This is a genomic window from Edwardsiella tarda ATCC 15947 = NBRC 105688 (assembly GCF_003113495.2).
Taxonomy (GTDB): domain Bacteria; phylum Pseudomonadota; class Gammaproteobacteria; order Enterobacterales; family Enterobacteriaceae; genus Edwardsiella; species Edwardsiella tarda.
The window spans coordinates 1,404,524-1,430,097 of record NZ_CP084506.1 but is presented as its reverse complement, the minus strand read 5'-3'; the positions used below and the strand labels follow the sequence as shown (position 1 = coordinate 1,430,097).

The following is a 25,574-nucleotide window of genomic DNA, read 5'->3' as shown; positions in this document are numbered from 1 at the left end:
ACCCCAGGAGTTGCTACCGATGGAATTATCCTCTCTGACCGCCGTATCACCGATCGACGGCCGTTATGGCGACAAAGTCACCGCCCTGCGGCCGATCTTTAGTGAGTTTGGTCTGTTGAAGTTTCGTGTCCAGGTAGAAGTACGTTGGCTGCAAAAACTGGCTGCTTGCGAGGAGATCGGCGAAGTTCCGCCTTTTGATGACCAAGCAAACGCTTTCCTCGATCGTATCGTCAGCGAGTTCAACGAAGAGGATGCCCGCCGTATCAAGAGCATCGAACGCACCACGAATCACGACGTGAAGGCGGTCGAGTACTTCCTGAAAGAGAAAGTCGCTACCCAACCGGCGCTGCACGCCGTTTCCGAATTCATTCACTTCGCCTGCACCTCCGAAGATATCAACAACCTCTCTCATGCCCTGATGTTGCACAGCGCGCGTGAAGAGGTATTGAAGCCGAGCTGGCGCCAGCTGATCGAAACCCTTCAGGGGCTGGCGCACACCTACCGCGACGTCCCGCTGATGGCGCGTACCCACGGCCAGCCGGCGACGCCGACCACCGTCGGTAAAGAGTTCGCCAACGTCGCCTACCGTCTGGAGCGCCAGTTCCGCCAACTCACTCAGATCGAGATCATGGGTAAGATTAACGGCGCCGTCGGTAACTACAACGCCCATCTGGCGGCCTACCCAGACATCGACTGGCACGCCTTCAGCGCAAGCTTCGTCAGCTCGCTGGGGATCCAGTGGAACCCCTACACTACCCAGATCGAGCCGCACGACTACATCGCCGAGCTCTTTGACTGCGTCGCCCGCTTCAACACTATTCTGATCGACTTCGATCGCGACGTGTGGGGCTATATCGCGCTGAACCACTTCAAGCAGAAGACCATCGCCGGCGAGATTGGCTCATCGACCATGCCGCACAAGGTCAACCCGATCGACTTCGAGAACTCCGAAGGCAACCTCGGCTTGTCCAACGCCCTGCTCGGTCACTTGGCCGCCAAGCTGCCCGTCTCCCGCTGGCAGCGCGATCTGACCGACTCCACCGTGCTGCGCAACCTGGGCGTCGGCCTGGGTTATGCCTTGATCGCCTATGCGGCGACCATGAAGGGCTTGAGCAAGCTGGAGGTCAATCACGACCATCTGCTGGAGGAGTTGGATCATAACTGGGAGCTGCTGGCCGAGCCGGTGCAAACGGTGATGCGCCGCTATGGCATCGAGAAGCCCTACGAGAAGCTGAAAGAGCTGACCCGCGGCAAACGCGTCGATGCTGCCGGGATGCAGCGCTTCATCGACGGCCTGGCCTTGCCGGAGGCGGAGAAGCAGCGTCTGAAAGCGTTGACACCGGCCAGTTACATCGGTGCCGCCGTCCAGCTGGTCGATAAGTTGAAGTAATCGATCCGCCCATTGTTCACTTTTGCACCTTCCGCGGCGGGCGGAGGGTGCTCCTCTCCCTTCGCGACGCGCCTTCCGTCACAGCATACCGACTTTTTACTTCTGCCACGCCCTGCCAGCGATTACACTGGAACCATCCAATACAGCTTATGATTAATGCCGAACACTATGAGTGCCGACCCAACTCCACTGCTACAAAAGCTCCGTGATGACCTCGCTCAACCTGGATCCATGCCCATCTATCTCCGCTTCAACGAGTCCATCCGCCAAGCCATCGCTCAGGGGATGTTGCAACCGGGCGACTTCCTGCCCAGCGAGCGCGCCTTCACCGAGGCACTGAAGATCTCACGTATCACGGTACGCAAGGCGTTGGCCTGCCTGGAGCAAGATGACATCATTGGTCGCGGACGCGGCTTTGGTACCCAGATCAAACAGGTGCCGATGTCGTCGCTGGCCTACTCACTCGCGAATATCAAGGGCTTCTCCGATGAGGTCGCCATGCTGGGTCATACGCCCGGAACCCGTTGGTTGACGCGCGAGCTGGTGCCCGCCTCCGCCACCATCGCCGAAAAACTGGCGCTGCCTATCGACACGCCGGTCTATCGCCTGGAGCGTATCCGCAGCGTGGATGGCGAGAATCTCTCGCTGGCCATCTCCTATGTGGTGCGCGAAGCCATCGGTAATTGTAACGAGATCGGCGACTCGCTCTATGCCTACCTGCGCGCCCGTCAGATCCAGTTCGGTCGGCTCACCAGCCAACTCAGCGCCTGTCTGGCCGATCCCTCGCTACAGCAGAAACTGGCTATCCCGGCGCCGACCGCCATGCTGGTAATCCGCCAGCTGTTGTGCGATCAGGCCCAGCGGCCATTGGAGTACAGCATCAACTACTGCCGGGGTGACATGTACGAATATACGGCGGAGGAGTAAGTGGCGCGGGCCGGCGCTCAAGCGCCTGCCCGGCACACACTCAGCGCTGCGTGCGCTGATGGCGTAGGCGCTGCAACGCCGTGGCGTAATGCTGCATATCCTGTGGGTTGACCCGTTGCAGGGTCGCCAACCAATCGGGACGGATCGCCTGAATCCCGCCAAGCGCGCCGCAAATCGCCGTTGCCATCGCCCCGATGGTGTCGGTGTCGCCGCCCAAGTTGGCGCACAACTCGGCGCAACGGTTCGGGCAGCCTTGGGCCAGATCGACCATGGCGATGGCCGCTGGTACCGACTCGATGGTCGAGACGCCGGCGCCGATCAACTGATAGATCCGTTCGCTGCCCTGCTCATACCCCGATGCCGTCTCACTCACCGTTAACGCCAGTTCAAGCCGAGCCGCCAGGGATGGGCTAAAGGTCGAAGGCCGATACTGTTGGGCATAGGCCGCCACCCCCGGCAACGCCAGGCGGATCGTCGCCCAACTCGCCCCTTCGATCGCCCGCGAGACCGCCCAGGCGATCACCACCGCCCCGGCCACCGCGATGTCTGACTTATGGGTCGGGCTGGAGGCCTGCCACACCTGCTCGACGAAGTCCGGTAACGGCGCCGATGGCAATAGGCAGCCTAAGGGCGAGACGCGCATCGCGGCGCCATTCGTCACCCCGTTATTCTCCTGCGCGGCGATCGCCATCCCCGCCTGTTGCTCCGTCAGCGCCTGGCGCGAGCTGGGGCCAAGGATATTGCGCTCGAAGGCGTTAAACCCTTCGGCCCAGCGCATGATGTTACGCGCGATCAACTCGGGCACCACCTCCCCCTCGGCCTCGATCAACGCATCGGCCAACGCCAGCGCCATCGAGGTGTCATCGGTATACTGCCCGGCCAGGAAATAGCAGGCGGCGCTATTCTCCGCCGGTCCATCGAGGAAACGATCGATCCAACCGAAGTGGCGACGAACCCGCTCGCGCGGCCACAACTCCGACGGCATGGCTAAGGCATCACCCAACATCTGACCGTACAACGCCCCCAGGATATGCTGCGCCGTCTCCGCTTGGTTATCGCGTTGGACGCAGGCCTGCGCCGCCAACTCTGTCATACTCGCTCTCTCATTCTGTTCGCTGATTAGGCGTTAATAGTACCTTAATAATACCAAAAACAGCAATCACCGCCGCCTCACGGCGCGCTCTCGCTCACACCCTGTCGGCGCGTCTCGCCTCTATGGCAAGCGCCTAGTTTATCTGCCGTTGAGGTTAGGGTGTTTATGGTTAGCCGATCTAACGTCGTCGGCGATGCCGCGAGGCGTACAGGCTGAAGGAAAGCGGGCAACGTCAACAAGATCCCATGGACGCTCTAGCCACTTTCCGCTAGGGTGAAACCAGGCATTTCAGGGGGCAATCGTAACCCCGGCACGATAGTGGAAGGATTTGAATATGCGTATCTTAGTCGTCGAAGACAACAACCTGCTACGCCACCATTTGGCGGTACAAATGCGCGAACTCGGCCACCAGGTCGACGCGGCGGAAAATGCCAAAGAGGCCGATTTTTTCGTCCGTGAGCAAACGCCAGACATCGCGATCGTCGACCTCGGCCTACCGGGCGAAGATGGCCTGAGTCTGATCCGCCGCTGGCGGAGCGAGCAGGTCACGCTGCCGATCCTGGTGCTCACCGCGCGCGAAAGTTGGCAGGAGAAGGTCACGGTGCTCGAAGCCGGCGCCGACGACTACGTCACCAAGCCGTTCCATCTGGAGGAGGTGCTGGCGCGCATGCAGGCGCTGATGCGCCGGAATAGCGGCCTGGCCTCGCAGATCATCAGCCTGCCGCCCTTCCAGGTCGATCTGTCGCGCCGCGAATTGCGGGTGGACGACACGCTGATCAAGCTCACCGCTTTCGAGTACACCATTATGGAGACGTTGATCCGCAACAACGGCAAGGTGGTGAGTAAGGATGCGCTGATGCTGCAACTCTATCCCGATGCCGAACTGCGCGAAAGCCATACTATCGACGTGCTGATGGGCCGCCTGCGCAAGAAGCTACAGCAGGCGTTTCCGGCGGAGGTGATCACTACCGTGCGTGGTCAGGGTTACCGCTTCGACGTCCCGGCATGATGTGCCAACGCTGGCAGGTCTGGAAGGCTCGCCCCTTCTCGCTACGCACCCGTTTCATGCTGGCCACCGCCGCCATGGTGTTCCTCTTGTCGCTGGCTTATGGCCTGGTGGCCGTGGTCGGCTACGCCGTCAGCTTCGATAAGACGACCTACCGCCTGCTGCGTGGCGAGAGCAATCTGTTCTTTAGCCTGGCTCACTGGCAGGATGGGCGACTCACCATCACCCCACCGCCCAACATGGCGCTCAATACCCCAACCCTGGTGATGATCTACGATCGCGAGGGACACCTGCTTTGGAGTCAGCGCCGCGTACCGGCGCTGGAGAAACGCATCGAGCGCGCCTGGCTGGAGAAACCCGGCTTCTATGAGATTGACAGCAACAAACACTTCAGTAGCACGGTCCTGGGCGATAACCCGCAGATGCAGGATCAACTCAAGGACTACGACGACGACAGCGCCGATGCCATGACCCACTCGGTCGCCGTCAGCCAGTATAGCGCGACCGACCATCTCCCGGCGCTGACCATCGTAGTGGTCGACACCATCCCACAGGAGCTACAGAATTCGGATATGGTCTGGGGCTGGTTTAGCTATGTGCTGATCGCCAACGTGCTATTAGTGGTGCCGCTGCTGTGGCTGGCCGCCTACTGGAGCCTGCAACCGATCAAGGAGGTCGCCAGTCAGGTGCGTGAGCTGGAGAAGGGGCAGCGGGATAGCCTGAGCGAGAATCCCCCCCTCGAGCTGCGTGGGCTGGTGCGTAACCTCAACATCTTGTTAAGCAACGAACGACAGCGCTACACCCGTTATCGCACCACCCTCTCCGACCTGACTCATAGCCTGAAGACCCCGCTGGCGGTGCTACAGAGTACCCTGCGCTCCCTGCGCAACGGTAAAAGCCTGAGCATCGAGCAGGCCGAGCCGATCATGCTGGAGCAGATCAGTCGCATCTCCCAGCAGATCGGCTACTACCTGCACCGCGCCAGCGCCCAGTCGGAGCATAGCGTGCTCAATCGTGAAGTCCATTCGGTACCGGCGATCCTCGACGCCCTGGCTTCGGCACTGAACAAGGTTTACCAACGTAAGGGGGTCGATATCTCGCTGGATATCCCGCCGGAGTTGACCTTTATCGGCGAGAAAAACGATCTGATGGAGGTGATGGGTAACCTACTGGACAACGCCTGCAAATACTGCCTGGAGTTCGTCGAGGTCAGCGCCTGTCTGCAGGGCGATACCCTGCTGCTATGGGTGGATGATGACGGTCCAGGTATCCCCGACGATAAACGCGAACTGGTGTTTGCTCGCGGCCAACGCGCCGATACCCTGCGCCCGGGTCAGGGGCTGGGGCTGGCGTTAGTGGACGAGCTGGTCGCGCAGTACGAGGGGAGCGTCACCATCGACGATAGCCCGTTGGGCGGGGCACGTATGCACGTGCGCTTCGGCCAACAGCGGTTAGAAAACGATTAATTCCGTCGACGAGGGCACAAAATGCCCTCGCCTCTGGCGGCTGACGGCGCGCCATCCGTTATACTTCCCGCTGTGCCACCAACCATCACAGGATTGCAATCATGGACTATCAGCTCGATCTCGACTGGCAGGAATTCCTGCAAACGTATTGGCAAAAGCGCCCGTTGGTTATCCGGCACGGTTTCAAGAATTTTATCGATCCGCTCTCACCGGACGAACTGGCCGGGCTGGCGATGGAGCAAGAGGTGGACAGCCGCCTGGTCTGTCACGAGGAGGGGGCGTGGCAGGTGAGCCATGGTCCGTTTACCAGCTATGACCACCTGGGCGAGACCAACTGGTCACTGCTGGTACAGGCGGTCGATCACTGGCACTCCCCGGCGGCGGCGCTGATGCGGCCGTTCCGCCACTTGCCGGACTGGCGGGTGGACGATCTGATGATCTCCTTCTCGGTTCCCGGCGGTGGCGTCGGCCCACACATCGACCAGTATGATGTCTTCATCATCCAAGGTAGCGGCCGCCGACGCTGGCGTGTCGGGGAGAAGGGGCAACGCCGTCAGCACTGCCCGCATCCGGATCTGCTCCAGGTCGATCCCTTCGAGGCCATTATCGATGTGGAGCTGAGCGCCGGCGATATTCTCTATATTCCGCCCCACTTCCCTCACGAGGGCTACGCCCTGGAGAATGCGCTCAACTACTCCGTCGGTTTCCGTGCCCCCAACGCCCGCGAGCTGATCAGCGGTTTCGCCGACCATATGCTGGCGCACGACCTTGGCGGTAATCACTATGCCGATCCGCAGCTCGCGGCACGCGATAATCCGGCCGAGATCCTGCCGCAGGAGCTGGACACGCTGCGCGCCATGATGATCGCCCAACTGAGCGACGGCGAACACTTCCGCCAGTGGTTCGGTGAGTTCATCAGTCAGTCACGCCACGAGTTGGACATCGCGCCGCCGGAGCCGCCCTACCAGGCTGGCGAGATCTATGAACTGTTACAGGCCGGCGAGGTGTTGGAGCGCTTAGGCGGGATCCGGGTGCTACGCCTGGCCGAGGCGTGCTACGTCAACGGGGAGCGGCTCGAGTGCTCGAATACGGCGGCGCTCGATACCCTGGCGCGTCATGCCTGCCTGAACGCGGCCAGTCTGGGCGAGGCGCTGGATGATCCGGCGTTTCTCATCATCTTGACGGGATTGATCAATAGCGGCTACTGGTTCTTCCAGGACTAATCCCGACGTCGGCGCCCGTCTGACGGGCGCCGATGCCGTGGCCGCTACGCGTTACCACGCGCTAGAGGGCAGCCCGCAGCGGATCAACAACTGCTGAAGATAATGCGGCACCACCTGACTGGCGGGGCCGTAATGCTTCTCGGCAAACTCGCTCTCGACCTGACTCGGCTCGAGGTTCAGCTCCACGGTATGAGCGCCGCTCAGTCGCGCCTCATGGACGAAGCCGGCGGCGGGATAGACGTGGCCGGAGGTGCCGATGGCGATAAACTCATCCGCCTGTTGCAACGCCTGATAGATCTCATCCATGCCGAGCGGCATCTCGCCGAACCACACCACGTGCGGACGCAGCGGCGCCGGGATCTGACAACAGTGGCAACGATCGTCCACGCTCAGATCACCCAACCACTTCACCACCTGCCCCGACTGAGTGCAGCGCGCCTTCAACAACTCACCATGCATATGGATAACACGTCGATTGCCGGCACGCTCATGCAGATTATCGATGTTCTGGGTCACCAGCAGGAAATGGTCGCCCAGCTCTTGCTCCAGCCGCGCCAGCGCCAAGTGGGCGGCATTCGGCTGGATCGCCGGCGTTTGCAACTGGCGACGGCGGGCGTTATAGAACGCCTGCACCAGTTCGGGATCGCGCCGATACCCCTCCGGCGTGGCGACATCCTCCACCCGGTGCTCTTCCCACAGCCCATCCGCCGCCCGGAAGGTGCGGATCCCCGACTCCGCCGAGATACCCGCGCCGGTTAATACGACGACGCGCGGCCGATTGATCGTTTCACTCTTCTCCATGCCCCCTCCCCATACTCTATCCTCATAATAGACCAGCGAGCGCAGGCGCTGATGGCGCAGCCGTTTATTCTTTCTGAAGCGACAGATACGATGGCGCGTTTTCATGATGATGACTCCTTAATCCGCACACGCCGCCGCCCGGGCGGCGCAACGGGCGTCGCTCAGATGCAGGAACGCCGCACCGCGTGTCCCACCATCGTCGCCGTAACGCGCCGGCACAATGACGGGGGGCGTGGCGACGCGTAGCAGGTGGCGCGCGATACGCGGCTCCAGCAAGGCAAACAGCTCGCTAAAATTAGACAGACCGCCCCCGATCACCACCAGTTCGGGATCGAGCACGGTAAACAGATTGGCCAAGCAGATGGCCAGCAGATCGGCGAACTCGGCGGCGTGTTGACGCGCCCGTGCGTCGCCTTGGCGGTAGCGTGCCACGATCTGCGGGGCACTCAACGCCTCGCCGTGACGCCACTGATATAACCAGGCGAAACCGCGCCCCGAGATATAGTTCTCCAGGCAGCCACGTTGACCGCAGCCGCAGGGGAGACGTGGCGCATCGGCACCCAAGTAGTCGAGCGCATCGAGCGGCAGGCGCAGATGGCCCAACTCACCGGCCACGCCATTGGCGCCACGATAGATGCGCCCCGCGATCGCCAGCCCACCACCGACCCCGGTGCCGAGGATGAGTCCCAGCACGCTGCCATAGGCCTGCGCCGCCGGATCCCAGGCTTCCGATAGGGTGAAACAGTTGGCATCATTCTCGATGCGCACCGTGCGGCCGAGACGGGCTGCCAGATCGGTGGCCAACGGCTGCCCCATCGCCGCCGGGACGTTGGCACAGAACAGCGTGCCGTCCGGGCGTTGCAGGCCAGGGATACCGATGCCGACGCTACCCGAGACGCCATAGCGCCGATCGGCCTCCTCGGTCAACGACGTCAGCGCCGCCAGCAATGCCGGGTAGTCGTCGCGCGGCGTCGCCACGCGCCAATAGCCGACTTGCCTCAAGCCGGCGTCGTAGACCCCCAGCGCCAGCTTGCTACCGCCGAGATCGAAACCGTAGTACATCGTCGCCTCCGTCACTGGCCGCCGCTTAATACCCGCGCCGGATCGATGCGGCTGGCGCGTCGCGCCGGATACCAGCTCGCCAGCAGGCTGAGGATGATGGCGGTCAGTAACACCGCCAAGACATCCAGCCACTGTAACTGGCTGGGCAGGAAGTCGATCGGATAAATGTCCCCGGAGAGTAGACGATGGCCCAGCATGCGCTCGATGAAGCGCCCGATCAGGGTCAGCTTCAACGAGGCCAGTACCCCGATTACCACCCCACACAGACTCCCCATCAAGCCCGCCAACAGCCCGTACCAGATGAAGATGGCGCGGATCAGGCCATCCCTCGCCCCCAGGGTACGCAGCACGGCGATATCGCCGCTCTTATCCTTCACCGCCATCACCAGGGTGGAGACGATATTAAAACAGGCTACCCCGATCACCAGGACCATCGCCAGATACATGATCACCCGGATCATCTGGATGTCCCGGAACATGTAGCCGTAGGTGCCCTTCCAGCTCCGAATGTAGACATAGTCGTTGGTCACCTCACCGGCGGCGCGTACCACCTTATCCGCGCTGAAGGGATCGGCCACCTTGATGGCGATCCCGGTCACGCTATCACCCAGATCCTGATACTGCTGGGCATCGGCCAGCGGCACCAGCGCCAAGGTGTGATCCAGCATGCCGCTCAACTGAAGGATACCGCTCACCTGGAGACGAATGCGTTTCGGCTGCAACAGCTTCATTTGCGGATCGCTGTTAGGCACCATCACCGTCACCCAGTCGCCACGCCGGACGCCCAAGGCGTCGGCGACCCCCTTACCCAGTACCACCTGTTGCGCCCCGGCGTGGAAATCCGCCCAGGCATCATCCAACACATAGCGCGGCAGGGAACTAACTTGATGCTCTTGGGCGGGGTCGACACCACGCACCTGCACCGCACGCAGCTGGCTGCCATGCTCCATCAGGCCGGTGAAGGTGACATAGGGCGCCGCCCCCACCACCCCCTTGACCTGCGCGACGCGCGTCAAGACCGATGGCCAGTCATGGAAGGGCTGCTCCACCGGGTAGATTTCCCCGTGCGGCACCACCGATAAGATACGCTGATCCAACTCGCGCTCGAAGCCATTCATCGCGCTCAGGCCGACGATCAACACCGCCACCCCTAACGCGATACCGACCGTCGAGATCACCGAGATCAGCGAAACCATCCCGCCACGGCGCCGTCCTCGGCTAAAGCGCCGCGCGATCTGTAAAGCCAACGGCATTCCCATCACTGCGCCTCCATCAGCGTCAGCTCCTGGGTCAGCTGGCCGTCGCGCATCTCCAGTTGGCGGCGCAGACGGCGCGCCAGCGACAGGTCGTGGGTCACCACCAGGAAGGCGGTGCCCTGACGCACATTCAGCTCGCCCAACAGATCGAAGATGGTATCGGCGGTACGCATGTCCAGGTTACCCGTCGGCTCATCGGCCAAGACCAGCGACGGGTTATGCACCAGCGCCCGCGCGATGGCGACGCGTTGCCGTTCGCCGCCGGACAGCTCCGACGGGCGGTGGTGGGCGCGATGCGCCAGACCCACCGCCTTCAACATCGCCAACGCCTGCGGCTGAGCCTGTTTCGGCTTCATGCCGCCGATCAACAGCGGCATCATCACGTTCTCCAACGCGTTGAAATCGGGCAGCAGATGATGGAACTGGTAGATAAAGCCCAACTCGCGGTTACGCAGCGCCGCCTTGTCTGACGGCGACATGCGATTGAGCGACTGCCCCTTGAAGATCACCTCCCCGGAAGTCGGGCTATCCAGCCCACCCAACAGGTGCAACAGGGTGCTCTTACCGGAGCCGGAGCTGCCGACGATCGCCATCATCTCACCCGGGTGAATGTCGAACGAGACGTGACGCAACACGTCCGTGCTCAGCTTGCCCTCCTGGTAGCTCTTGCTCAGGTCGTTGCACTGCAACAGGACGGGAGTCTGGGATGAAGGGTTACTCATAACGTAATGCCTCGGCAGGATGAACGGCGGCGGCGCGCCAGGACGGATAAAGCGTTGACAGCAAAGAGAGCAGCATGGCGACCAGGGTGATGGTGATCACCTGACCGGAATGGATGTCTACCGGTAGCGTGCCGCCGCCGAGCATATCACCCAGCCACGGCAACAGGGTATTCAGTTGGCTAGCCAGCAGCGCCCCCAACAGGGCGCCCAGCAACGAGCCGATGATGCCGGCACTGGCGCCCTGCACCATGAAGACACTCATGATCTGGCGCCGGGTCAGCCCCTGGGTTTGCAGGATGGCCACCTCGCCCTGCTTCTCCATCACCAGCAGCCCCAACGACGTGATGATGTTAAAGGCGGCGACGGCGACGATCAGGCTCAACAGCAGCCCCATCATGTTTTTCTCCATCTTCACCGCCTGGAACAGCTCGCCCTTACGGGCCCGCCAATCCTGCCACACCAACCCCTCGGGCAGCGGATGGGCCACCAGCGCCTCGATATCCAATGGGCGTTGCATAAACAGGCGCCAGCCGCTGATGTGACCCAACGGGTAGCGCATCAGGCGCGAGGCATCTTGCTGGTTGACCAGCAACTGCGTTTGATCCACCTCGCTATCGGCGTTAAAGGTACCGATCACGGTGAAGATACGCTGGCTGGGAATGCGCCCCATCGGGGTAAACTGGCTGGCGCTCGGCACCATCAGGCGTACCCGGTCGCCCGCTTTGACGCCGAGCGAGGCGGCTAACTGGCTGCCGAGGATGGCACGGTACTGGCCCGGCTGCAGCTGTTGCTGACTGACACCACTCAGGTAACGATCCAGCGGATCGGCCTCCTGTGGGTTCACGCCGATCATCACCCCGACGCCGACACTGTGTGGGCTTTGTAGCACCACGTCACCGCTGGTCAATGGCGCCACGCGGGTCACGCCGGGTAACCCCTTCAGCAGTGACGCCGGATAGCGGGCGGGATCGAGCTCCCCTTGCGGCGTAGTGACCAATGCCTGAGGCATCAGGCTAAGGATGCTCTGCTCCAGATCACGCTCAAAACCGTTCATCACCGACAACACGGTGACCAGCGCCATCACCCCCAGGGTGATACCGATGGTGGATAACCAAGAGACAAAACGACCGAAGCGGTCCGAAGCGCGCCCGCGCATGTAACGCAGGCCAATAAATAGGGCGACAGGTTGATGCATGGCTCTCTTTCTTGCAATGCGCAAAGTGATTGGCAAGTATATGTCTGTGAACAGGTTACCACAATGGGCAGCGCGACGCCCGCCAGCGGCATCGCTCATGGCGTGCGCGTGTCGCGCCGCTGGCATATAGTGGTATTATCTACGCTGACATCCGTATCGCTCCCCTGCGCGGGACACGACGTACACGAGATCCGCTAACGCCCTATGTCTGAACAATATCGACTTACCCTGCCAGAACGCTACCCATTGCCTGCCCGTGCCGGCGATGTTCGCCAACTGGGCCAGCTCAGTGGCTCGGCCTGCGCCCTGGAGTGCGCCGAGATCGCCGCGCGCCATCCCGGCGCGGTGATGCTGGTGGTGCCCGACATGCAGACCGCGCTCCGCCTGCGCGACGAGATCCCCCAATTCAGCCGTCAGTGGGTCACCACCCTGGCCGACTGGGAGACCCTGCCCTACGACAACTTCTCGCCGCATCAGGACATCATCTCCGCCCGCCTCTCCAGCCTCTACCATCTGCCGGGGATGGAGCGCGGTATCATCATCCTGCCGATCAACACCCTGATGCAACGCGTCTGCCCGCACAGCTTCCTGCATGGCCACGCCTTGGTGATGCAGAAGGGGCAGCGGCTATCGCGCGACACCCTGCGCGCCCAATTAGAGCAGGCGGGCTACCGCAGCGTGGATCAGGTGATGGAGCATGGCGAGTTCGCCACCCGTGGCGCCCTGCTCGATCTGTTCCCGATGGGCAGCGACGAGCCTTACCGCATCGACTTCTTCGATGATGAGATCGATAGCCTACGGCTGTTCGACGTCGACAGCCAACGCACCCTGAACGAGGTCGAACGCATCGATCTGCTGCCGGCGCACGAGTTCCCCACCGACAAGAACGCCATCGAGCTGTTCCGCAGCCAATGGCGCGAGCATTTCGAGGTGCGCCGCGACGCCGAGCACATCTATCAGCAGGTCAGCAAGGGAGTCTGGCCGGCAGGGATCGAGTATTGGCAACCGTTATTCTTCGACCAGCCGCTACCGACCCTGTTCAGCTACCTGCCCAGCGGCACCCTGGTGTTGGGACTGGGCGACTTACATCAGGCTGCCGAACGCTTCTGGCAAGACATCGCGCAGCGCCACCAGAGCCGGGGCGTCGATCCGATGCGCCCCCTGCTGCCGCCCGAAAGCCTATGGATGCGGGTAGATGAGCTGTTCACCGCCCTGAAGCAGTGGCCTCGCGTCCAACTGACGCGCGAGACCCTCAGCGAACGCGCCGGGCATTGTAACCTGCACTACCAACCCCTGCCGACCCTGGCGGTCGAGGCGCAGAGCAAGAAGCCGCTGGACAACCTGCAGCGCTTCCTGGCGCAGTTCGACGGCAGCGTGGTGTTCTCCGCCGAGAGCGAGGGGCGGCGCGAAACCTTGCTAGAGCTGCTGGCCCGCATTCAGATCGCGCCACGGCTGATAGCACGCCTCGAAGAGGCGGAGCCCGGCGGCCATTACATCATGGTCGGCGCCAGCGAGCATGGCTTCATTAACAGCCAACTGGCGCTGGCGCTGATCTGCGAAAGCGATCTACTCGGCGAACGTGTCAGTCGGCGACGCCAGGACAATCGGCGTACCATCAATACCGATACCCTGATCCGCAACCTGGCGGAATTGGCACCCGGCCAGCCAGTGGTGCATCTGGAGCACGGCGTCGGGCGCTACGGCGGCATGACCACCCTGGAGGCTGGCGGCATCAAGGGCGAGTACCTGATCCTCAGCTATGCCGGCGACGCCAAGCTCTATGTACCGGTCTCCTCGCTGCATCTGCTGAGCCGCTACGCCGGCGGCGCCGACGAGAGCGCCCCGCTGCACCGCCTGGGGGGCGACGCCTGGACGCGCGCACGCCAGAAGGCGGCGGAGAAGGTACGCGACGTGGCGGCCGAGCTGTTGGACATCTATGCCATGCGCGCCGCCAAGGCGGGCTTCGCCTTCCGTCATGACCGTGAGGCCTATCAGCTGTTCTGCCAGGGCTTCCCGTTCGAAACCACCCCCGATCAGGAGATGGCGATCAACGCGGTGCTCGGCGACATGTGCCAGCCGCTGGCGATGGATCGCCTGGTGTGCGGCGACGTCGGCTTCGGCAAGACCGAGGTGGCGATGCGCGCCGCCTTCCTGGCGGTCCATAACAGCAAGCAGGTGGCGGTGCTGGTGCCTACCACCCTGCTGGCGCAACAGCACTACGATAACTTCCGCGATCGCTTCGCCAACTGGCCGGTACGTATCGAGTTAATCTCGCGCTTCCGCAGCGCCAAGGAGCAGGCGCAGGTGCTGGCGGACACCGCCGAGGGCAAAGTCGATATTCTGATCGGTACCCATAAGCTGCTACAGACCGATGTGCTGTGGAAGGATCTGGGGCTGTTGATCGTCGACGAGGAGCACCGCTTCGGCGTACGTCAGAAGGAGCGCATCAAGGCGTTGCGCGCCGATGTCGACATCCTGACCCTGACGGCGACACCGATCCCGCGCACCCTGAACATGGCGATGAGCGGCATGCGCGATCTCTCCATCATCGCCACCCCTCCAGCGCGGCGCATGGCGGTGAAGACCTTCGTGCGCGAATACGACAGCCTGCTGGTGCGCGAGGCGATCCTGCGCGAAACCCTGCGCGGCGGCCAGGTATACTACCTGTATAACGACGTCGACTCTATCCAGAAGGCCGCCGATCGACTGGCGACCCTGGTACCGGAGGCGCGCATCGCCATCGGCCACGGCCAGATGCGTGAGCGTGAGCTGGAGCGGGTGATGAACGACTTCCACCATCAGCGCTTCAATGTGTTGGTGTGCACCACCATCATCGAGACCGGCATCGACATCCCCAGCGCCAACACCATCATCATCGAGCGCGCCGACCACTTCGGTCTGGCACAGCTGCACCAGTTGCGCGGACGCGTGGGACGCTCCTACCATCAGGCCTACGCCTACCTCCTGACACCGCCGCCGAAGGCGATGACCGTCGACGCCCAGAAACGCCTGGAGGCCATCGCCTCGCTGGAAGATCTGGGCGCCGGTTTCGCCCTGGCGACACACGATCTGGAGATCCGCGGTGCCGGTGAGCTATTGGGCGACGATCAGAGTGGTCAGATGGCCAGCGTCGGCTTCTCGCTGTATATGGAGCTGCTGGAGAGCGCGGTCGATGCCTTGAAGGCCGGGCGCGAACCCTCGCTGGAGGACCTGACCAGCCAGCAGACCGACGTGGAGCTGCGCATGCCAACCCTGTTGCCGGAAGAGATGATCCCCGACGTCGGCACCCGCCTCTCCTTCTACAAACGCATCGCCAGTGCCGGCGACGCGGATACGCTGTCCGATCTACGCGCCGAGCTGATCGACCGCTTCGGCCCGCTGCCCGAGGCGGCGCGCAACCTGCTACAGTGCGCCGCGCTGCGTCAACAGGCGGCAGCGTTGGGTATTCGACGTATCGAAGGGCATGATAAGGGGGGCTTTATCGAGTTTAGCGAGAGCAACCACGTCGATCCGGGCTATCTGATCGGGCTGCTGCAACAGCAACCGGGCGTCTTCCGTCTGGATGGTCCCAGCAAGCTGAAGTTTATTCGCGATCTCGCCGAGCGCCCGGCGCGACTCGAGTTCATCGGCCAACTGCTGGCGGCTTTCGCCGAGCATCGCATCTAATCTTCTCCGCCGCATCGCGGCAGTCATCCAGATGGCCCCGTCGGGCCGTCTGGGTCGACGATCGGCATGGCGTGCCGATGGCTCGACGTTACTGGGTTAGGCCTTCTGGTCGATGACCAACTGTCCCTTGCTATCGAGCGGGATCTGCGAGCCTGGATCGCGATCCATGCGCACCCGGCCTCGCTGTTCGCCGATCAGGTAGGTGACGTCATAGCCAAGTAGACGCCGCGACTTGTCATACTCGGTGCTGCAACGCTGCTCGCGCGTGGCATAGGTGTCATTCTGCTGCATACGGTCCTGGATCTGATTCCCCGCATAGCCACCGCCCAGCGCCCCCAGCACCGTCGCCACATCGCGTCCCCGTCCGCTGCCGACCTGATGGCCCAGCACCCCACCGGCTACCGCCCCCAGCAACGACCCAGCCAGGCGATTCTCATCCTGCACTGGTCGACGGCGCATCACGGTCACCTCACGGCAGACCTTACGCGGCGTCTTGATCGTCTCATGGATCGGCTGGACCGAGAGCACCCGTGCATACTGCGGTGCCGCGTCGAAAACCTTCAATCCGGCGACCGCCGCCACGCTTAACGCGGCCGCGACCCCAATGCCGATACCGGCCAACATGGACTTATTCATCTGCGTGATCCTTCTGTTGTCTGGCCCGGCGCCCACACTAAGCGGCGCGGCACGGCCAGTCATGACTCAAGTGATGACAGGCAGTGTGCGCAGGGGACGGGACATCAACAATCGGAATAACGGAAGAAATGCCCGCCAGGCGGGCTATAAGGCGGGATTCAAGACAATTCTGAGGGACGCGCGCGACGCCGACGGGAAGTTAACTTCAACTCGCTGACCAGCACCCCGATGACGATCAACGCGGCCCCCAACAACGCCACGCCCGGCAGACGCTCGCCGGCGATACGCCCCACCACCCCGGCCCACACCGGTTCACCGGCGTAGATCACCGTGGCACGGGTTGGCGACACGCTGCGTTGCGCCCAGTTCATGGTCACCTGGATGATGCCACTGGCGGCACCCAGCCCCAAGGCGCTGAACAGCAGATAGCTGGAGCAGGATGGCAGCGACTCCCCATTCGGCCACATCAGCACGAAGCTGAGCAGCGACGCCGTGGCCAGCTGGATCAAGGTCACCCGGCGCACATCGACCCGCCCGGCGCAACCGCTGATCAGGATGATTTCCGCCGCGATGGCCAGGGTGCTGATCAGGGTCATCACCTCGCCGACGCCGAACGCCCCGTCCCCATTCTGGGGGCCCGCCAACAGCAACAGGCCAATAAACGCCAGGCCGATGCCGATCCAGGCCATCAGACGCGGCCTGCGTCCGAGAAACAGCCACTGCAACAGCGGCACCAACGGCACATACAGCGCGGTCATGAAGGCCGACTTACTGCTGCTGATGGTTTGCAGGCCATAGGTCTGGAGGCCGTAGCCGGCGGCGATCGCCGCACCGATGCTCATTCCCCAGGCCCATTCGCGCCGGGTAAAGCCATGCAGATGGCGCCAGCTCAGCAACAACAGCATCAGCGTGGCGGCGGCGAAGCGTAACCCGACGAAGAAGAAGGGGCCGCTTACCGTCATGGCATGATGCACGATCAGAAAGGTACCGCCCCAGAGCATGGTGATGAAGATCAGGATCAACTCTTGGCGTGAGAGCATCGGACGAAAAACAGAATGGGATGACATCGGCAGGAACCAGTCACAGATAACGGACTGCTCAGTGTGCGCGCCGCGCCGGATGCGGTCAAGAGGCAGGGCATAGGCGCCGCACAGCGGCACCTATGACGGGATTAATGCAGTTTGAGATGCGGGCGGATCACCCGGTTGATGCTATCGACCAACATGCGCAGACCCGTCTTCAGATAACCATGCAGGGCGATCTGGTGCATACGGTAGAGCGAGATGTACATCAGACGCGCGATACGCCCCTCGATCATCATTGAGCCCCGCGTCAGGTTGCCCATCAGGCTACCGACGGCGCTGAACTCAGAGAGCGAGACCAACGAGCCGCGATCGCGATAGATGAATGGTTTCAGCTCTTTGCCCTGCAATAACGCCAGGATGTTGTCGGCACACAAACTCGCCATCTGATGTGCGGCCTGACCACGCGGTGGCACGGTGCTACCGTTCGCCTGCGGACAGGCGGCGCAATCGCCGATGGCGAAGATGTGCGCATCGCGCGTGGTTTGCAGCGTCGGCTCCACCACCAACTGATTGATGCGGTTGCTCTCCAGGCCGCCGATATCGCGCAGGAAATCCGCCGCTTTGATGCCCGCCGCCCATACCATCAGATCGGCCGGGATAAACTCGCCGCCTTTGGTCTGTAGGCCGTTGCTCTCCGCGCAGGTCACCATGGTCTGGGTCAGGACGCGCACGCCGAGCTTACTCAGCTCCTGATGGGCGGCGGCCGAGATGCGCGGCGGCAATGCCGGCAGGATTCGCTCCCCCGCCTCGACCAGCGTCACATTCAGCGCCGCGCTGCTCAGGTTCTCGTAACCGTAGCTTTGCAACTGCTGCACCGCGTTATGCAGTTCGGCGGACAACTCTACCCCGGTCGCGCCCCCGCCGACGATGGCGATATTAACCTGCTCCTCCGGCTTGCCCGCCGCGGAGTATTTCAGGAAGAGGTTTAGCATCTCGTTATGGAAACGGTGCGCCTGCTGCGGGCTGTCCAGGAAGATGCAGTTCTGGCTGACGCCCGGCGTCCCGAAGTCGTTCGAGGTACTGCCCAACGCCATCACCAGAATGTCGTAGTCGAGCTGACGTTCGGCCACCAGCAATGCGCCCTGCTCATCATGGATCGCCGCCAAGGTGACACGGCGCTGCTGACGATCGAGTTCGGTCATGCTACCCAGCTGAAAGGTGAAGTGATGAGCGCGCGCATGGGCCAGGTAGCTCAGGGCGTCCACCCCATCATCCAGTGAACCGGTCGCCACTTCGTGCAACAACGGCTTCCACAGGTGGCTATGGTTGCGATCGATCAGCACCACTTCCGCCTTTCCTTTCCGCCCCAGCGAATGACCCAGGCTGGTCGCCAGTTCGAGTCCGCCGGCACCACCACCGACAATCACGATTTTCTTCTTTGCTGCGCTCAAAGCTCTCTCCCTTGGTAAAAAATGTAAACCATTCGTTAACCGAAGATGACTTCCGCATAACCCAGAGTGGCGGCTTGGCTGACGAAGGTTAATTTCATTCACTGCGGGCACAATACCACAAAGGGTAATATGGTCATACCAAAATTGATTCAAATCAAATAAAGTGGTGATTGTTTGGCTATTTTTTGTGCGCTGGCGCCGATTTTTTAAACTTAATAGCCAGACTGGCAACATAGCGATGACAATGCCCCCACCTAGCGCCAGCGGCACGCCCCCGCGCGCCATCGCGCCTGAGATATTCATCCTGCCGGGATGCGGTGCTATCATGGCCACATCGTGGCGCACACTCCGGCGCCATCCGCCGCCTGCCTGCATTAGGACGCCATGAACGCCAGACAACAGCTTATTCTGCAATTAGTTAACGACAAACGCCGCATCAGCGTCGCCGAACTGGCGCAGATCTGCCAGGTTTCCGAGGTCACCATCCGCCAGGATCTGACACTGCTAGAGAAACGCAACTACCTCAAGCGGGTACACGGTTTCGCCACCGCCCTGGAAAGCGAAGAGAGCGAAGAGGTCGATGCGCGTATGAGGATTAACTTCACCCTGAAGCAACAGCTGGCCGCCTATGCCGCCTCGCTGGTTGAGGATGGGGAGACCATTTTCATCGAAAGCGGCAGCACTAATGCCCTGTTGGCGCGCTACCTGGCCGAGCGCAAGCACATCACCTTGGTCACCGTCAGCACCTATATCGCCCACCTCCTCAAGGAGACCGACTGCGATGTCATCCTGATGGGGGGGATGTACCAGAAGCGTAGCGAGACGGTGGTCGGCCCGTTGACACGTCAGTGTATCCAACAGGTCCATTTCAGTAAGGCCTTTATCGGCATCGACGGTTTCCATCCCGATACCGGTTTTACCGGGCGCGACATGATGCGGGCCGAGGTGGTCAATACGGTGCTGGCCAAGGGGGCGCAGAATATCATCCTGACCGACGCCTCGAAGTTCGGCCAGATCCATCCCAACCCCGTGCTGCCTGCCTCCGCCATCAGTCGAGTGATCACCGACTATCGCCTCGCCGATACGCAGCGAGAACAGCTGGAGGCGTTGGGGATCGCCGTCGATAAAGTCTCCGAGAGTGGCATTCGCTGAGGCGCGCGCGAAGAAAGAAAAAAATCCTGCGTCCACCCTTGCACTGGGTCTGCATTACTGTATATATTTACAGTAATATTACTCATGAGGAGTGAACCATGCGCATTGAACTGACTCTGGACAAGCGCAACCCGCTACCCGACGGGGCGCTTGATGCCTTTCGGCACGAGTTTTCTCGCCGTATTCAACCACACTACCCCGATTGTATCGTGCAGGTACGCCAGGCCGGCGCCAACAACCTGAGTGTCCTAGGGGGAAACAAGAGCGACCGGGAGATCATCGAGACCATCCTGCAAGAGACCTGGGAGAGCGCCGACGACTGGTTCAACCCCGATTACCCGGAATAAGGTGCTATCGGCCTGATCCCTGGCGCTAATAGCTTGCTAAGTCACGTTTTTTCTGGTGGACGCAGAAAAAAACTATCGCCCACGACGCGGAAGCATATACTGAAAAGGCGCATGGCATGCGTTTGTTGATCCTAGCTTATTGCTCCTCGTTAGTACGTATTTCAGTGACTACGCTTAAGGGGGTCTTATGAACGGCAAAGATGAAGTGATCCAGACGCACCCGGTTATCGGTTGGGATATCAGTACCGTCGACAGTTATGATGCCTTAATGATCCGTCTTCACTACCTTTCATCGCAAGATCAACCCCCGGAGGATGCCCGCGTCGACCGCACATTATGGTTGACCACCGATGTGGCCCGGCAGCTCATCACCATCCTCGAGGCCGGTATCGCCAAGATCGAGGACAGCGATTACCAACAGATTGATTACATCAAGCATTAACCTTCCCCTACACCGCCGCCAGGCGGTGTTTTTCTTTGGGCACCCAGGCGCCCTAGACCATCCCGGTATACACTAAACAGAGAGGCCGCCTAGGCGCCTCTCCTGCACACCAATCTAACGCGTAGCCGCGTGACGGAGGCGGAGATGGACTATGATCTGGCAATCGTTGGCAGTGGCTCTGTCGGCGCCGCCGCCGGTTACTATGCTGCCCTGGCCGGCCTCAATGTCGCCCTGTTCGACCGCCATTCTCCCCCCCATCGTCTGGGAAGCCATCATGGCGATACCCGCCTAATGCGCCATACCGACGCCATCACGCCACAGTACGCCGCCTTGGCCCTGCGGTCACAGCGACTCTGGCTGGCGTTAGAGGAGATCAGCGCGCTCCCCCTGTTTCATCGTTGCGGCGTGCTGAGCCTCGGCCCCCGACACAGCGCCTTCATGCGCGGTATCCAGGCCAGTGCGCACCAGCAAGGCGTGACGCTCGACCTCCTAAGCCGGGAGGCCCTCGTTGAGCGTTGGCCGACCATCCGCCTCCCGGAGACCTACGCTGCCCTACTGGAGCCGGATGCCGGCTACCTCAAGTGCCATCTGGCCATCGCTACCCTGATCGAGAAGGCGGCCGATCTCGGGGCCCGACTACACTTCGACTGCCCATTACATACCTTACAAGCCGAAGGGGATGGCGTTCGTCTATGCGCCCCGCAGGGCGACTGGCATGCCCGGCGCGTCATCGTCTGTGCCGGCAGCGGGACCCACAGCCTGTTACCCGCACTACCGCTGCGTATCTGGTGTAAACCCTTCGCCTGGTATCAAGCGGGGGCGAGTTTCAGCGAGGCTCGTCACTTCCCTGCGTTGCACACCCTGACGCCGCAGGGCCGCTACTTCTATAGCTTTCCCGCCGTGGATGGTGCCCTCAAGGCGGGACGTTACGATGGCGGTCTCCCCATCGTCCCACCTGCACATTGTCCCAGTGCCCGCGACGCCCGAGAAGATGAGGCGATCCACGACTACCTGCAACAATTTCTCCCCCAAGTCGGTCCCTGCCTACGCGGGGAGATCGCCAGCGTCGCCTCAACACCCGACGATCGTCTCATTCTCGACCGACTGCCCGGGGCTTCGGCGATTATCGTGGTGGCCGGCCTCGGTAGTCAGGGGTTTAAGTTTGCGCCGGCGTTGGCCGAACTGGCGCTCGCCCTGGCACACGATGAAATGCCGGCGCTCGATCTGAGCCCGTTTCGTCTCGACCGTTGGGGAACGCCCGCTCACTAATCGGCGGCGGGAAACGCCCCGCCCCCTACACCATGGTGAGGGGGCGGCTTACGTTTGTCTCCCTCCCGGCCCCACGGGATCAGAGACACGGTGCTGGCGTGTTAGCTTGATGCGATGATGGTGCAAGAGGTGGAGGACGAGAGCCACCTCGTCATCATTCCCTTTATCCATCTCATACGCGAACACGAAGCCTAACCGTACCGCCTGCGCTCATCATACCGTCAATGTCACTCGCTAATATTTATTTTAATATAACGAGATATTTTTATTATTTATCTATTTTCTGGCGCGAGAAAAATAATTCCCAACCACAGACAGATGCTCGGCTTTTCCATTGACACGCTACAACAAAAAAATTAGTTTGTGGGTTTAATACGCCTTGGGCCGTTATCCTCTATTCCCTATCACCCGTGTCCTGCCTAGTCACGGGAGTGCGCCAAGTATGGTGCCTGACACCGCACCACAGCACGTGGTTGTGGTCGCTGCTATCGCTAAAGGACGAGTCATGGAGTTATTGGTTATTGAACCCTGCCGCTATACCCAAATGGGCATCGATTTATTTATTAAGGATGAGGAAAATATCAATATTAATTATGTCGATGATATCACCAAAATTAATGATGACCACGCAACAGCACAGACAGACTTTATTTTCGCCAATCTCAGCCTTTATTGCCAACATCATGCGATAAGTAGCGACTTACAGACTTTTCTCCATCGTCCTCGACGCGCAATAAGCTTTATTTATACCGAGGCGCACTACCCCTATACTAAACAACCGTTATATCTACAAAATGGTATTTATTTAATTAATAAAAAGATGACGCTGACGTTGCTCCATCTGATCGGTCGCCAGCCGCCCCAGTCATCGCTAACGCCCAGCGACCAGATCGCGCAGATCTACGGAGCCTGGCCGTTGCTAACCCCCCGCGAGATCACCGTACTACACGACTGGATGCAACAGATCGCCAATCATCGTATCGCCCAACGTCTACGCCTGAGTCCACGCACCATCTACGCCCATAAGCGACGCATCATCGAAAAAATGCGCGTGAGAAACCGCATCGAGCTCTGTTATCTGTATAATCTGCTGCGTCATCTCTATTAAGGATTGCGTGGCGAGGCTTGAGGGGCTGGCGGGTTTTTCCTATACTCGGATCCCGCTTTCTGTGCCGTGAGGCATCATGCTCGACCGTCTGTTGCAACGCCTAATCGAAAATGTGCGCCATCACCTGATTTTTTACCTCGTCGTGTCGCTGTTACTGTTGGCCTTTGACCTCTACTACTTCATGGTAAGCTGAGCATACGACGCATGGCGCATTGCGTGTGCACCGTACGATCCGCTATGCTGATAGCTGTGCTTTCAGTACGTTAACCCTCTTTGGTATCTGCTATGCTGTCGTTTACTCTGGATCGCAACAGCCCGCTGGCGTTACAAACGCAACTCTATCAGCAATTTCACACCGCGCTGCATGATGGCTCATTACGCCATGGCGAGCGGCTGCCCTCGATCCGCGAACTGGGCGGCAAGCTACACGTATCGCGCAATACCATCACCGCCGTGTATGAAAAGCTACTGCAAGAGGGGTTTATCGCCAGCCGGCCCGGCGTGGGCTACGACGTGATCTACGCCAGCCACATCGATCTCCCGGAGACGCCGACGGCGCGCCATGAGCTGGACCATCCCCCCAGTGTACTGCGCACCCAGGCGCCTGAAACCTATGTCGACGTCGACAGCCCACTGTTCTTCAGCCTGGGCAACCCGGACGAGTCGGCCTTTCCCTGGCAACGTTGGCGCAGCTGGAACAACAAAGCCTCGCGCAGCAAGCATCTGCTGATGACCCGCTACCATCCACCGGCCGGTCTGCTCTCGCTACGCCAGGAGCTGGTCAAATACCTGGCGGCGGCGCGCGGTATCCATACCGATGCCCAGCACATCATCATCACCAACGGTGTACAGGAGGGGTTGGCCTTACTGGCGCGAACCTTGTTGACGCCGCAGGAGCATATCGCCGTCGAGTCGCCCTGCTACCCCGGAGCCTGGAATCTGTTTACTAGCTTCGCCCCGCAGATCCATGCCATCCCGGTCGATGAGTGTGGGCTACGTACAGAGCTACTCCCCGAACAGCAGTGTGCATTAGCCTACGTCACCCCTTCGCACCAATACCCGGTCGGCAGCACCCTACCGCTGACGCGCCGCCTGGCCCTGCTCGACTGGTCGCGCCGCTCGAATGCCTATGTGATCGAGGACGACTACGATACCACCTTCCTGTATGGCACCCAGCCGTTACCCGCGCTCAAGTCGCTGGAAGACGCTAACAACGTGATCTATCTGAGTAGCTTTTCGAAGACGCTCGGTCCAGGGATGCGGCTCGGTTTCATGGTCTGCCCGGATCGACTGGTCGATCCCATCCTCAATCTAAAGGCGTTATGGAATCACGGCGCCAGTTGGCTCTACCAACAGTTCCTCGCCGATTTTATGTCGGATCAAGGCTATCACCGTCACCTGCGTAAGCTGGAGTTGGAGTATGCCGCTCGCCAGGCGCTACTGCGTGAGGGATTGTGCGCCCTGTTCCCCCGCGCCCGTCTGTTAGGCACCTCATCCGGTCTCCACCTGACGCTCAAGACCGATCTCAGCGCACAGAGCGTCAATCGCCTACGCGAACGCTGCCTACGCGACGGCGTGCGTTTCGATACCCTACAGAGTATGTGTAACGGCTCGGAGCGCGCCTACCTGGAGCACGACGGCGCGCCGTTGATGCTATTTGGCTTCAGTGCCTTGTCGGCGGTGAAGATCCGCCGGGCGCTGGAAATCATCGCCCGGGCGGCCAAGGAGTTGGCGTTGGTCTAAAGAGCACGCCATGGGGCGGCGTCGCGCCGCTCAGGCAGCCGGCAGCGCATTGCTCGGCAATTGCAGGCGGAAATCTTGTTGCAGGGCATGAGGCGCATCGCTATTCAGCAATTGCTGATAGATGTCACCCGCCACGATACAACGCTGGCGATCGGGGTCGCTGGCCATCGCCAACCCCAATGCGTTACCGGCCATCTCGTTATACAGCAGATCCGTCAGGCGATTCTTCTCCCCCAACGAGGTGACCGTACGTAACGCGTCTACCGTGGTGTTATACAACGGCGACAGGCTGTTCTGCTGGTTACAACGCCGATAGACCTCATGATAAAAGGCCAACTGCAACGCCTGCTCATAACGCAGGCTAGCGGCAGGTACCTTGACCTGAGCTTGCGCCGCGCTCGCGGCCGTGTTCGTCGTGGCCGCACTGGTCGGGGCCACGCCGCTCGAAGGCGCGCTGATGACCGGATGCGGGGTCGCGATCGTCACCGAGGTGCTAGGCTCCGCCGAGGCACTGGCGGCATACCATGCCATCAAGCTGGCGCCGAGCCATAGAAAGGGTTTATTCATCATCATTTCCTCTAGAAATGTTTTGCT

General features: G+C 61.1%; 23 protein-coding genes. 13 read left to right on the top strand and 10 right to left on the bottom strand.

Annotated features, from left to right (window positions below):
• Positions 1–19 precede the first annotated feature (19 nt).
• Both purB and DCL27_RS06610 read left to right on the top strand, forming a co-directional pair.
• A complete protein-coding gene (gene purB / locus DCL27_RS06615; RefSeq protein ID WP_005287154.1) occupies positions 20–1,390 on the top strand; it encodes an adenylosuccinate lyase in 1,371 nt (456 codons plus the stop codon).
• A 168-nt stretch (positions 1,391–1,558) separates the two neighbouring features.
• Positions 1,559–2,317 (top strand): GntR family transcriptional regulator, encoded by a 759-nt coding sequence (locus DCL27_RS06610; protein ID WP_005293897.1) that lies wholly within the window; start codon positions 1,559–1,561, stop codon positions 2,315–2,317.
• 40 nt (positions 2,318–2,357) lie between these two features.
• Here the strand turns inward: DCL27_RS06610 and DCL27_RS06605 are convergent, their stop codons facing one another.
• The gene (locus DCL27_RS06605) at positions 2,358–3,410 is read right to left on the bottom strand and encodes an ADP-ribosylglycohydrolase family protein (RefSeq protein ID WP_035596219.1); all 1,053 of its coding nucleotides are present in this window, start codon (positions 3,408–3,410) and stop codon (positions 2,358–2,360) included.
• A gap of 334 nt (positions 3,411–3,744) precedes the next feature.
• On the opposite strand from DCL27_RS06605, the gene phoP reads away from it, so the two are divergent.
• From phoP to DCL27_RS06590, 3 genes are all read left to right on the top strand, one after another.
• Positions 3,745–4,419 (top strand): two-component system response regulator PhoP, encoded by a 675-nt coding sequence (gene phoP, locus DCL27_RS06600; protein WP_005287166.1) that lies wholly within the window; start codon positions 3,745–3,747, stop codon positions 4,417–4,419.
• Positions 4,416–5,882, top strand: coding sequence for a two-component system sensor histidine kinase PhoQ (gene phoQ, locus DCL27_RS06595; protein ID WP_035596216.1), 1,467 nt, complete (start codon positions 4,416–4,418; stop codon positions 5,880–5,882). The genes phoP and phoQ overlap by 4 nt, the downstream gene beginning before the upstream one ends.
• Positions 5,883–5,983: 101 nt before the next feature.
• Positions 5,984–7,105 carry a ribosomal protein uL16 3-hydroxylase gene (locus tag DCL27_RS06590; protein WP_035596213.1) on the top strand — a complete coding sequence of 374 codons (1,122 nt, stop codon included), beginning with the start codon at positions 5,984–5,986 and terminating at the stop codon, positions 7,103–7,105.
• A 51-nt stretch (positions 7,106–7,156) separates the two neighbouring features.
• Here DCL27_RS06590 and cobB read toward each other — a convergent pair whose 3' ends face one another.
• From cobB to lolC, 5 genes are read right to left on the bottom strand one after another with little or no spacing between them, the layout of a single operon-like run.
• Positions 7,157–8,017 carry a Sir2 family NAD+-dependent deacetylase gene (gene cobB / locus DCL27_RS06585; RefSeq protein ID WP_161598454.1) on the bottom strand — a complete coding sequence of 287 codons (861 nt, stop codon included), beginning with the start codon at positions 8,015–8,017 and terminating at the stop codon, positions 7,157–7,159.
• A gap of 6 nt (positions 8,018–8,023) precedes the next feature.
• A complete protein-coding gene (nagK, locus tag DCL27_RS06580) occupies positions 8,024–8,968 on the bottom strand; it encodes an N-acetylglucosamine kinase (protein WP_035596211.1) in 945 nt (314 codons plus the stop codon).
• Between the two features lie 11 nt (positions 8,969–8,979).
• Positions 8,980–10,227: a lipoprotein-releasing ABC transporter permease subunit LolE gene (gene lolE, locus DCL27_RS06575; protein ID WP_035596207.1), complete on the bottom strand. Its 1,248-nt coding sequence runs from the start codon at positions 10,225–10,227 to the stop codon at positions 8,980–8,982.
• Positions 10,227–10,946: a lipoprotein-releasing ABC transporter ATP-binding protein LolD gene (gene lolD / locus DCL27_RS06570; RefSeq protein ID WP_035596205.1), complete on the bottom strand. Its 720-nt coding sequence runs from the start codon at positions 10,944–10,946 to the stop codon at positions 10,227–10,229. The genes lolE and lolD overlap by 1 nt, the downstream gene beginning before the upstream one ends.
• A complete protein-coding gene (gene lolC / locus DCL27_RS06565; protein ID WP_035596202.1) occupies positions 10,939–12,141 on the bottom strand; it encodes a lipoprotein-releasing ABC transporter permease subunit LolC in 1,203 nt (400 codons plus the stop codon). Before lolC ends, lolD begins: the two co-directional genes overlap by 8 nt.
• Before the next feature lie 204 nt (positions 12,142–12,345).
• On the opposite strand from lolC, the gene mfd reads away from it, so the two are divergent.
• Positions 12,346–15,807, top strand: a complete 3,462-nt coding sequence (mfd, locus tag DCL27_RS06560) for a transcription-repair coupling factor (RefSeq protein WP_035596199.1) — start codon at positions 12,346–12,348, stop codon at positions 15,805–15,807.
• A gap of 96 nt (positions 15,808–15,903) precedes the next feature.
• On the opposite strand, the gene DCL27_RS06555 is transcribed toward mfd, so the two are convergent.
• From DCL27_RS06555 to DCL27_RS06545, 3 genes are all read right to left on the bottom strand, one after another.
• A complete protein-coding gene (locus DCL27_RS06555; protein WP_035596196.1) occupies positions 15,904–16,443 on the bottom strand; it encodes a glycine zipper 2TM domain-containing protein in 540 nt (179 codons plus the stop codon).
• A gap of 158 nt (positions 16,444–16,601) precedes the next feature.
• Positions 16,602–17,510, bottom strand: coding sequence for a DMT family transporter (locus DCL27_RS06550; RefSeq protein WP_035594640.1), 909 nt, complete (start codon positions 17,508–17,510; stop codon positions 16,602–16,604).
• 104 nt (positions 17,511–17,614) lie between these two features.
• On the bottom strand, positions 17,615–18,919 hold the full coding sequence (locus DCL27_RS06545) for an NAD(P)/FAD-dependent oxidoreductase (protein ID WP_035594642.1): 1,305 nt from the start codon (positions 18,917–18,919) through the stop codon (positions 17,615–17,617).
• Between the two features lie 384 nt (positions 18,920–19,303).
• On the opposite strand from DCL27_RS06545, the gene DCL27_RS06540 reads away from it, so the two are divergent.
• The 7 genes from DCL27_RS06540 (at position 19,304) to pdxR (ending at position 24,980) form a co-directional block, all read left to right on the top strand.
• Positions 19,304–20,071 (top strand): DeoR/GlpR family DNA-binding transcription regulator, encoded by a 768-nt coding sequence (locus DCL27_RS06540; protein ID WP_005293873.1) that lies wholly within the window; start codon positions 19,304–19,306, stop codon positions 20,069–20,071.
• A 98-nt stretch (positions 20,072–20,169) separates the two neighbouring features.
• Positions 20,170–20,418 carry a DNA damage-inducible protein I gene (dinI, locus tag DCL27_RS06535; protein WP_005287203.1) on the top strand — a complete coding sequence of 83 codons (249 nt, stop codon included), beginning with the start codon at positions 20,170–20,172 and terminating at the stop codon, positions 20,416–20,418.
• A gap of 187 nt (positions 20,419–20,605) precedes the next feature.
• Positions 20,606–20,860, top strand: a complete 255-nt coding sequence (bssS, locus tag DCL27_RS06530; protein ID WP_005287207.1) for a biofilm formation regulator BssS — start codon at positions 20,606–20,608, stop codon at positions 20,858–20,860.
• 144 nt (positions 20,861–21,004) lie between these two features.
• Positions 21,005–22,129 (top strand): N-methyl-L-tryptophan oxidase, encoded by a 1,125-nt coding sequence (gene solA, locus DCL27_RS06525; RefSeq protein WP_035596193.1) that lies wholly within the window; start codon positions 21,005–21,007, stop codon positions 22,127–22,129.
• Positions 22,130–22,634: 505 nt separating this feature from the next.
• Positions 22,635–23,237 (top strand): helix-turn-helix domain-containing protein, encoded by a 603-nt coding sequence (locus tag DCL27_RS06520; RefSeq protein ID WP_223931144.1) that lies wholly within the window; start codon positions 22,635–22,637, stop codon positions 23,235–23,237.
• Positions 23,238–23,313: 76 nt separating this feature from the next.
• A complete protein-coding gene (locus DCL27_RS06515) occupies positions 23,314–23,430 on the top strand; it encodes a DUF2770 family protein (protein ID WP_097364525.1) in 117 nt (38 codons plus the stop codon).
• A gap of 92 nt (positions 23,431–23,522) precedes the next feature.
• The gene (pdxR, locus tag DCL27_RS06510; RefSeq protein ID WP_005293866.1) at positions 23,523–24,980 is read left to right on the top strand and encodes a MocR-like pyridoxine biosynthesis transcription factor PdxR; all 1,458 of its coding nucleotides are present in this window, start codon (positions 23,523–23,525) and stop codon (positions 24,978–24,980) included.
• 30 nt (positions 24,981–25,010) lie between these two features.
• Here pdxR and DCL27_RS06505 read toward each other — a convergent pair whose 3' ends face one another.
• Positions 25,011–25,547, bottom strand: a complete 537-nt coding sequence (locus DCL27_RS06505; protein ID WP_005293863.1) for a hypothetical protein — start codon at positions 25,545–25,547, stop codon at positions 25,011–25,013.
• Positions 25,548–25,574 lie beyond the last annotated feature (27 nt).

Bases quoted from the DNA above. Each gene is read 5' to 3' on its own strand.
- purB (WP_005287154.1), top strand. From the start codon at position 20: ATGGAATTATCCTCTCTGACCGCCGTATCACCGATCGACGGCCGTTAT.
- DCL27_RS06610 (WP_005293897.1), top strand. From the start codon at position 1,559: ATGAGTGCCGACCCAACTCCACTGCTACAAAAGCTCCGTGATGACCTC.
- DCL27_RS06605 (WP_035596219.1), bottom strand. From the start codon at position 3,410: ATGACAGAGTTGGCGGCGCAGGCCTGCGTCCAACGCGATAACCAAGCG.
- phoP (WP_005287166.1), top strand. From the start codon at position 3,745: ATGCGTATCTTAGTCGTCGAAGACAACAACCTGCTACGCCACCATTTG.
- phoQ (WP_035596216.1), top strand. From the start codon at position 4,416: ATGATGTGCCAACGCTGGCAGGTCTGGAAGGCTCGCCCCTTCTCGCTA.
- DCL27_RS06590 (WP_035596213.1), top strand. From the start codon at position 5,984: ATGGACTATCAGCTCGATCTCGACTGGCAGGAATTCCTGCAAACGTAT.
- nagK (WP_035596211.1), bottom strand. From the start codon at position 8,968: ATGTACTACGGTTTCGATCTCGGCGGTAGCAAGCTGGCGCTGGGGGTC.
- lolE (WP_035596207.1), bottom strand. From the start codon at position 10,227: ATGGGAATGCCGTTGGCTTTACAGATCGCGCGGCGCTTTAGCCGAGGA.
- lolD (WP_035596205.1), bottom strand. From the start codon at position 10,946: ATGAGTAACCCTTCATCCCAGACTCCCGTCCTGTTGCAGTGCAACGAC.
- lolC (WP_035596202.1), bottom strand. From the start codon at position 12,141: ATGCATCAACCTGTCGCCCTATTTATTGGCCTGCGTTACATGCGCGGG.
- mfd (WP_035596199.1), top strand. From the start codon at position 12,346: ATGTCTGAACAATATCGACTTACCCTGCCAGAACGCTACCCATTGCCT.
- DCL27_RS06555 (WP_035596196.1), bottom strand. From the start codon at position 16,443: ATGAATAAGTCCATGTTGGCCGGTATCGGCATTGGGGTCGCGGCCGCG.
- DCL27_RS06550 (WP_035594640.1), bottom strand. From the start codon at position 17,510: ATGTCATCCCATTCTGTTTTTCGTCCGATGCTCTCACGCCAAGAGTTG.
- DCL27_RS06540 (WP_005293873.1), top strand. From the start codon at position 19,304: ATGAACGCCAGACAACAGCTTATTCTGCAATTAGTTAACGACAAACGC.
- dinI (WP_005287203.1), top strand. From the start codon at position 20,170: ATGCGCATTGAACTGACTCTGGACAAGCGCAACCCGCTACCCGACGGG.
- bssS (WP_005287207.1), top strand. From the start codon at position 20,606: ATGAACGGCAAAGATGAAGTGATCCAGACGCACCCGGTTATCGGTTGG.
- solA (WP_035596193.1), top strand. From the start codon at position 21,005: ATGGACTATGATCTGGCAATCGTTGGCAGTGGCTCTGTCGGCGCCGCC.
- DCL27_RS06520 (WP_223931144.1), top strand. From the start codon at position 22,635: ATGGAGTTATTGGTTATTGAACCCTGCCGCTATACCCAAATGGGCATC.
- DCL27_RS06515 (WP_097364525.1), top strand. From the start codon at position 23,314: ATGCTCGACCGTCTGTTGCAACGCCTAATCGAAAATGTGCGCCATCAC.
- pdxR (WP_005293866.1), top strand. From the start codon at position 23,523: ATGCTGTCGTTTACTCTGGATCGCAACAGCCCGCTGGCGTTACAAACG.
- DCL27_RS06505 (WP_005293863.1), bottom strand. From the start codon at position 25,547: ATGAATAAACCCTTTCTATGGCTCGGCGCCAGCTTGATGGCATGGTAT.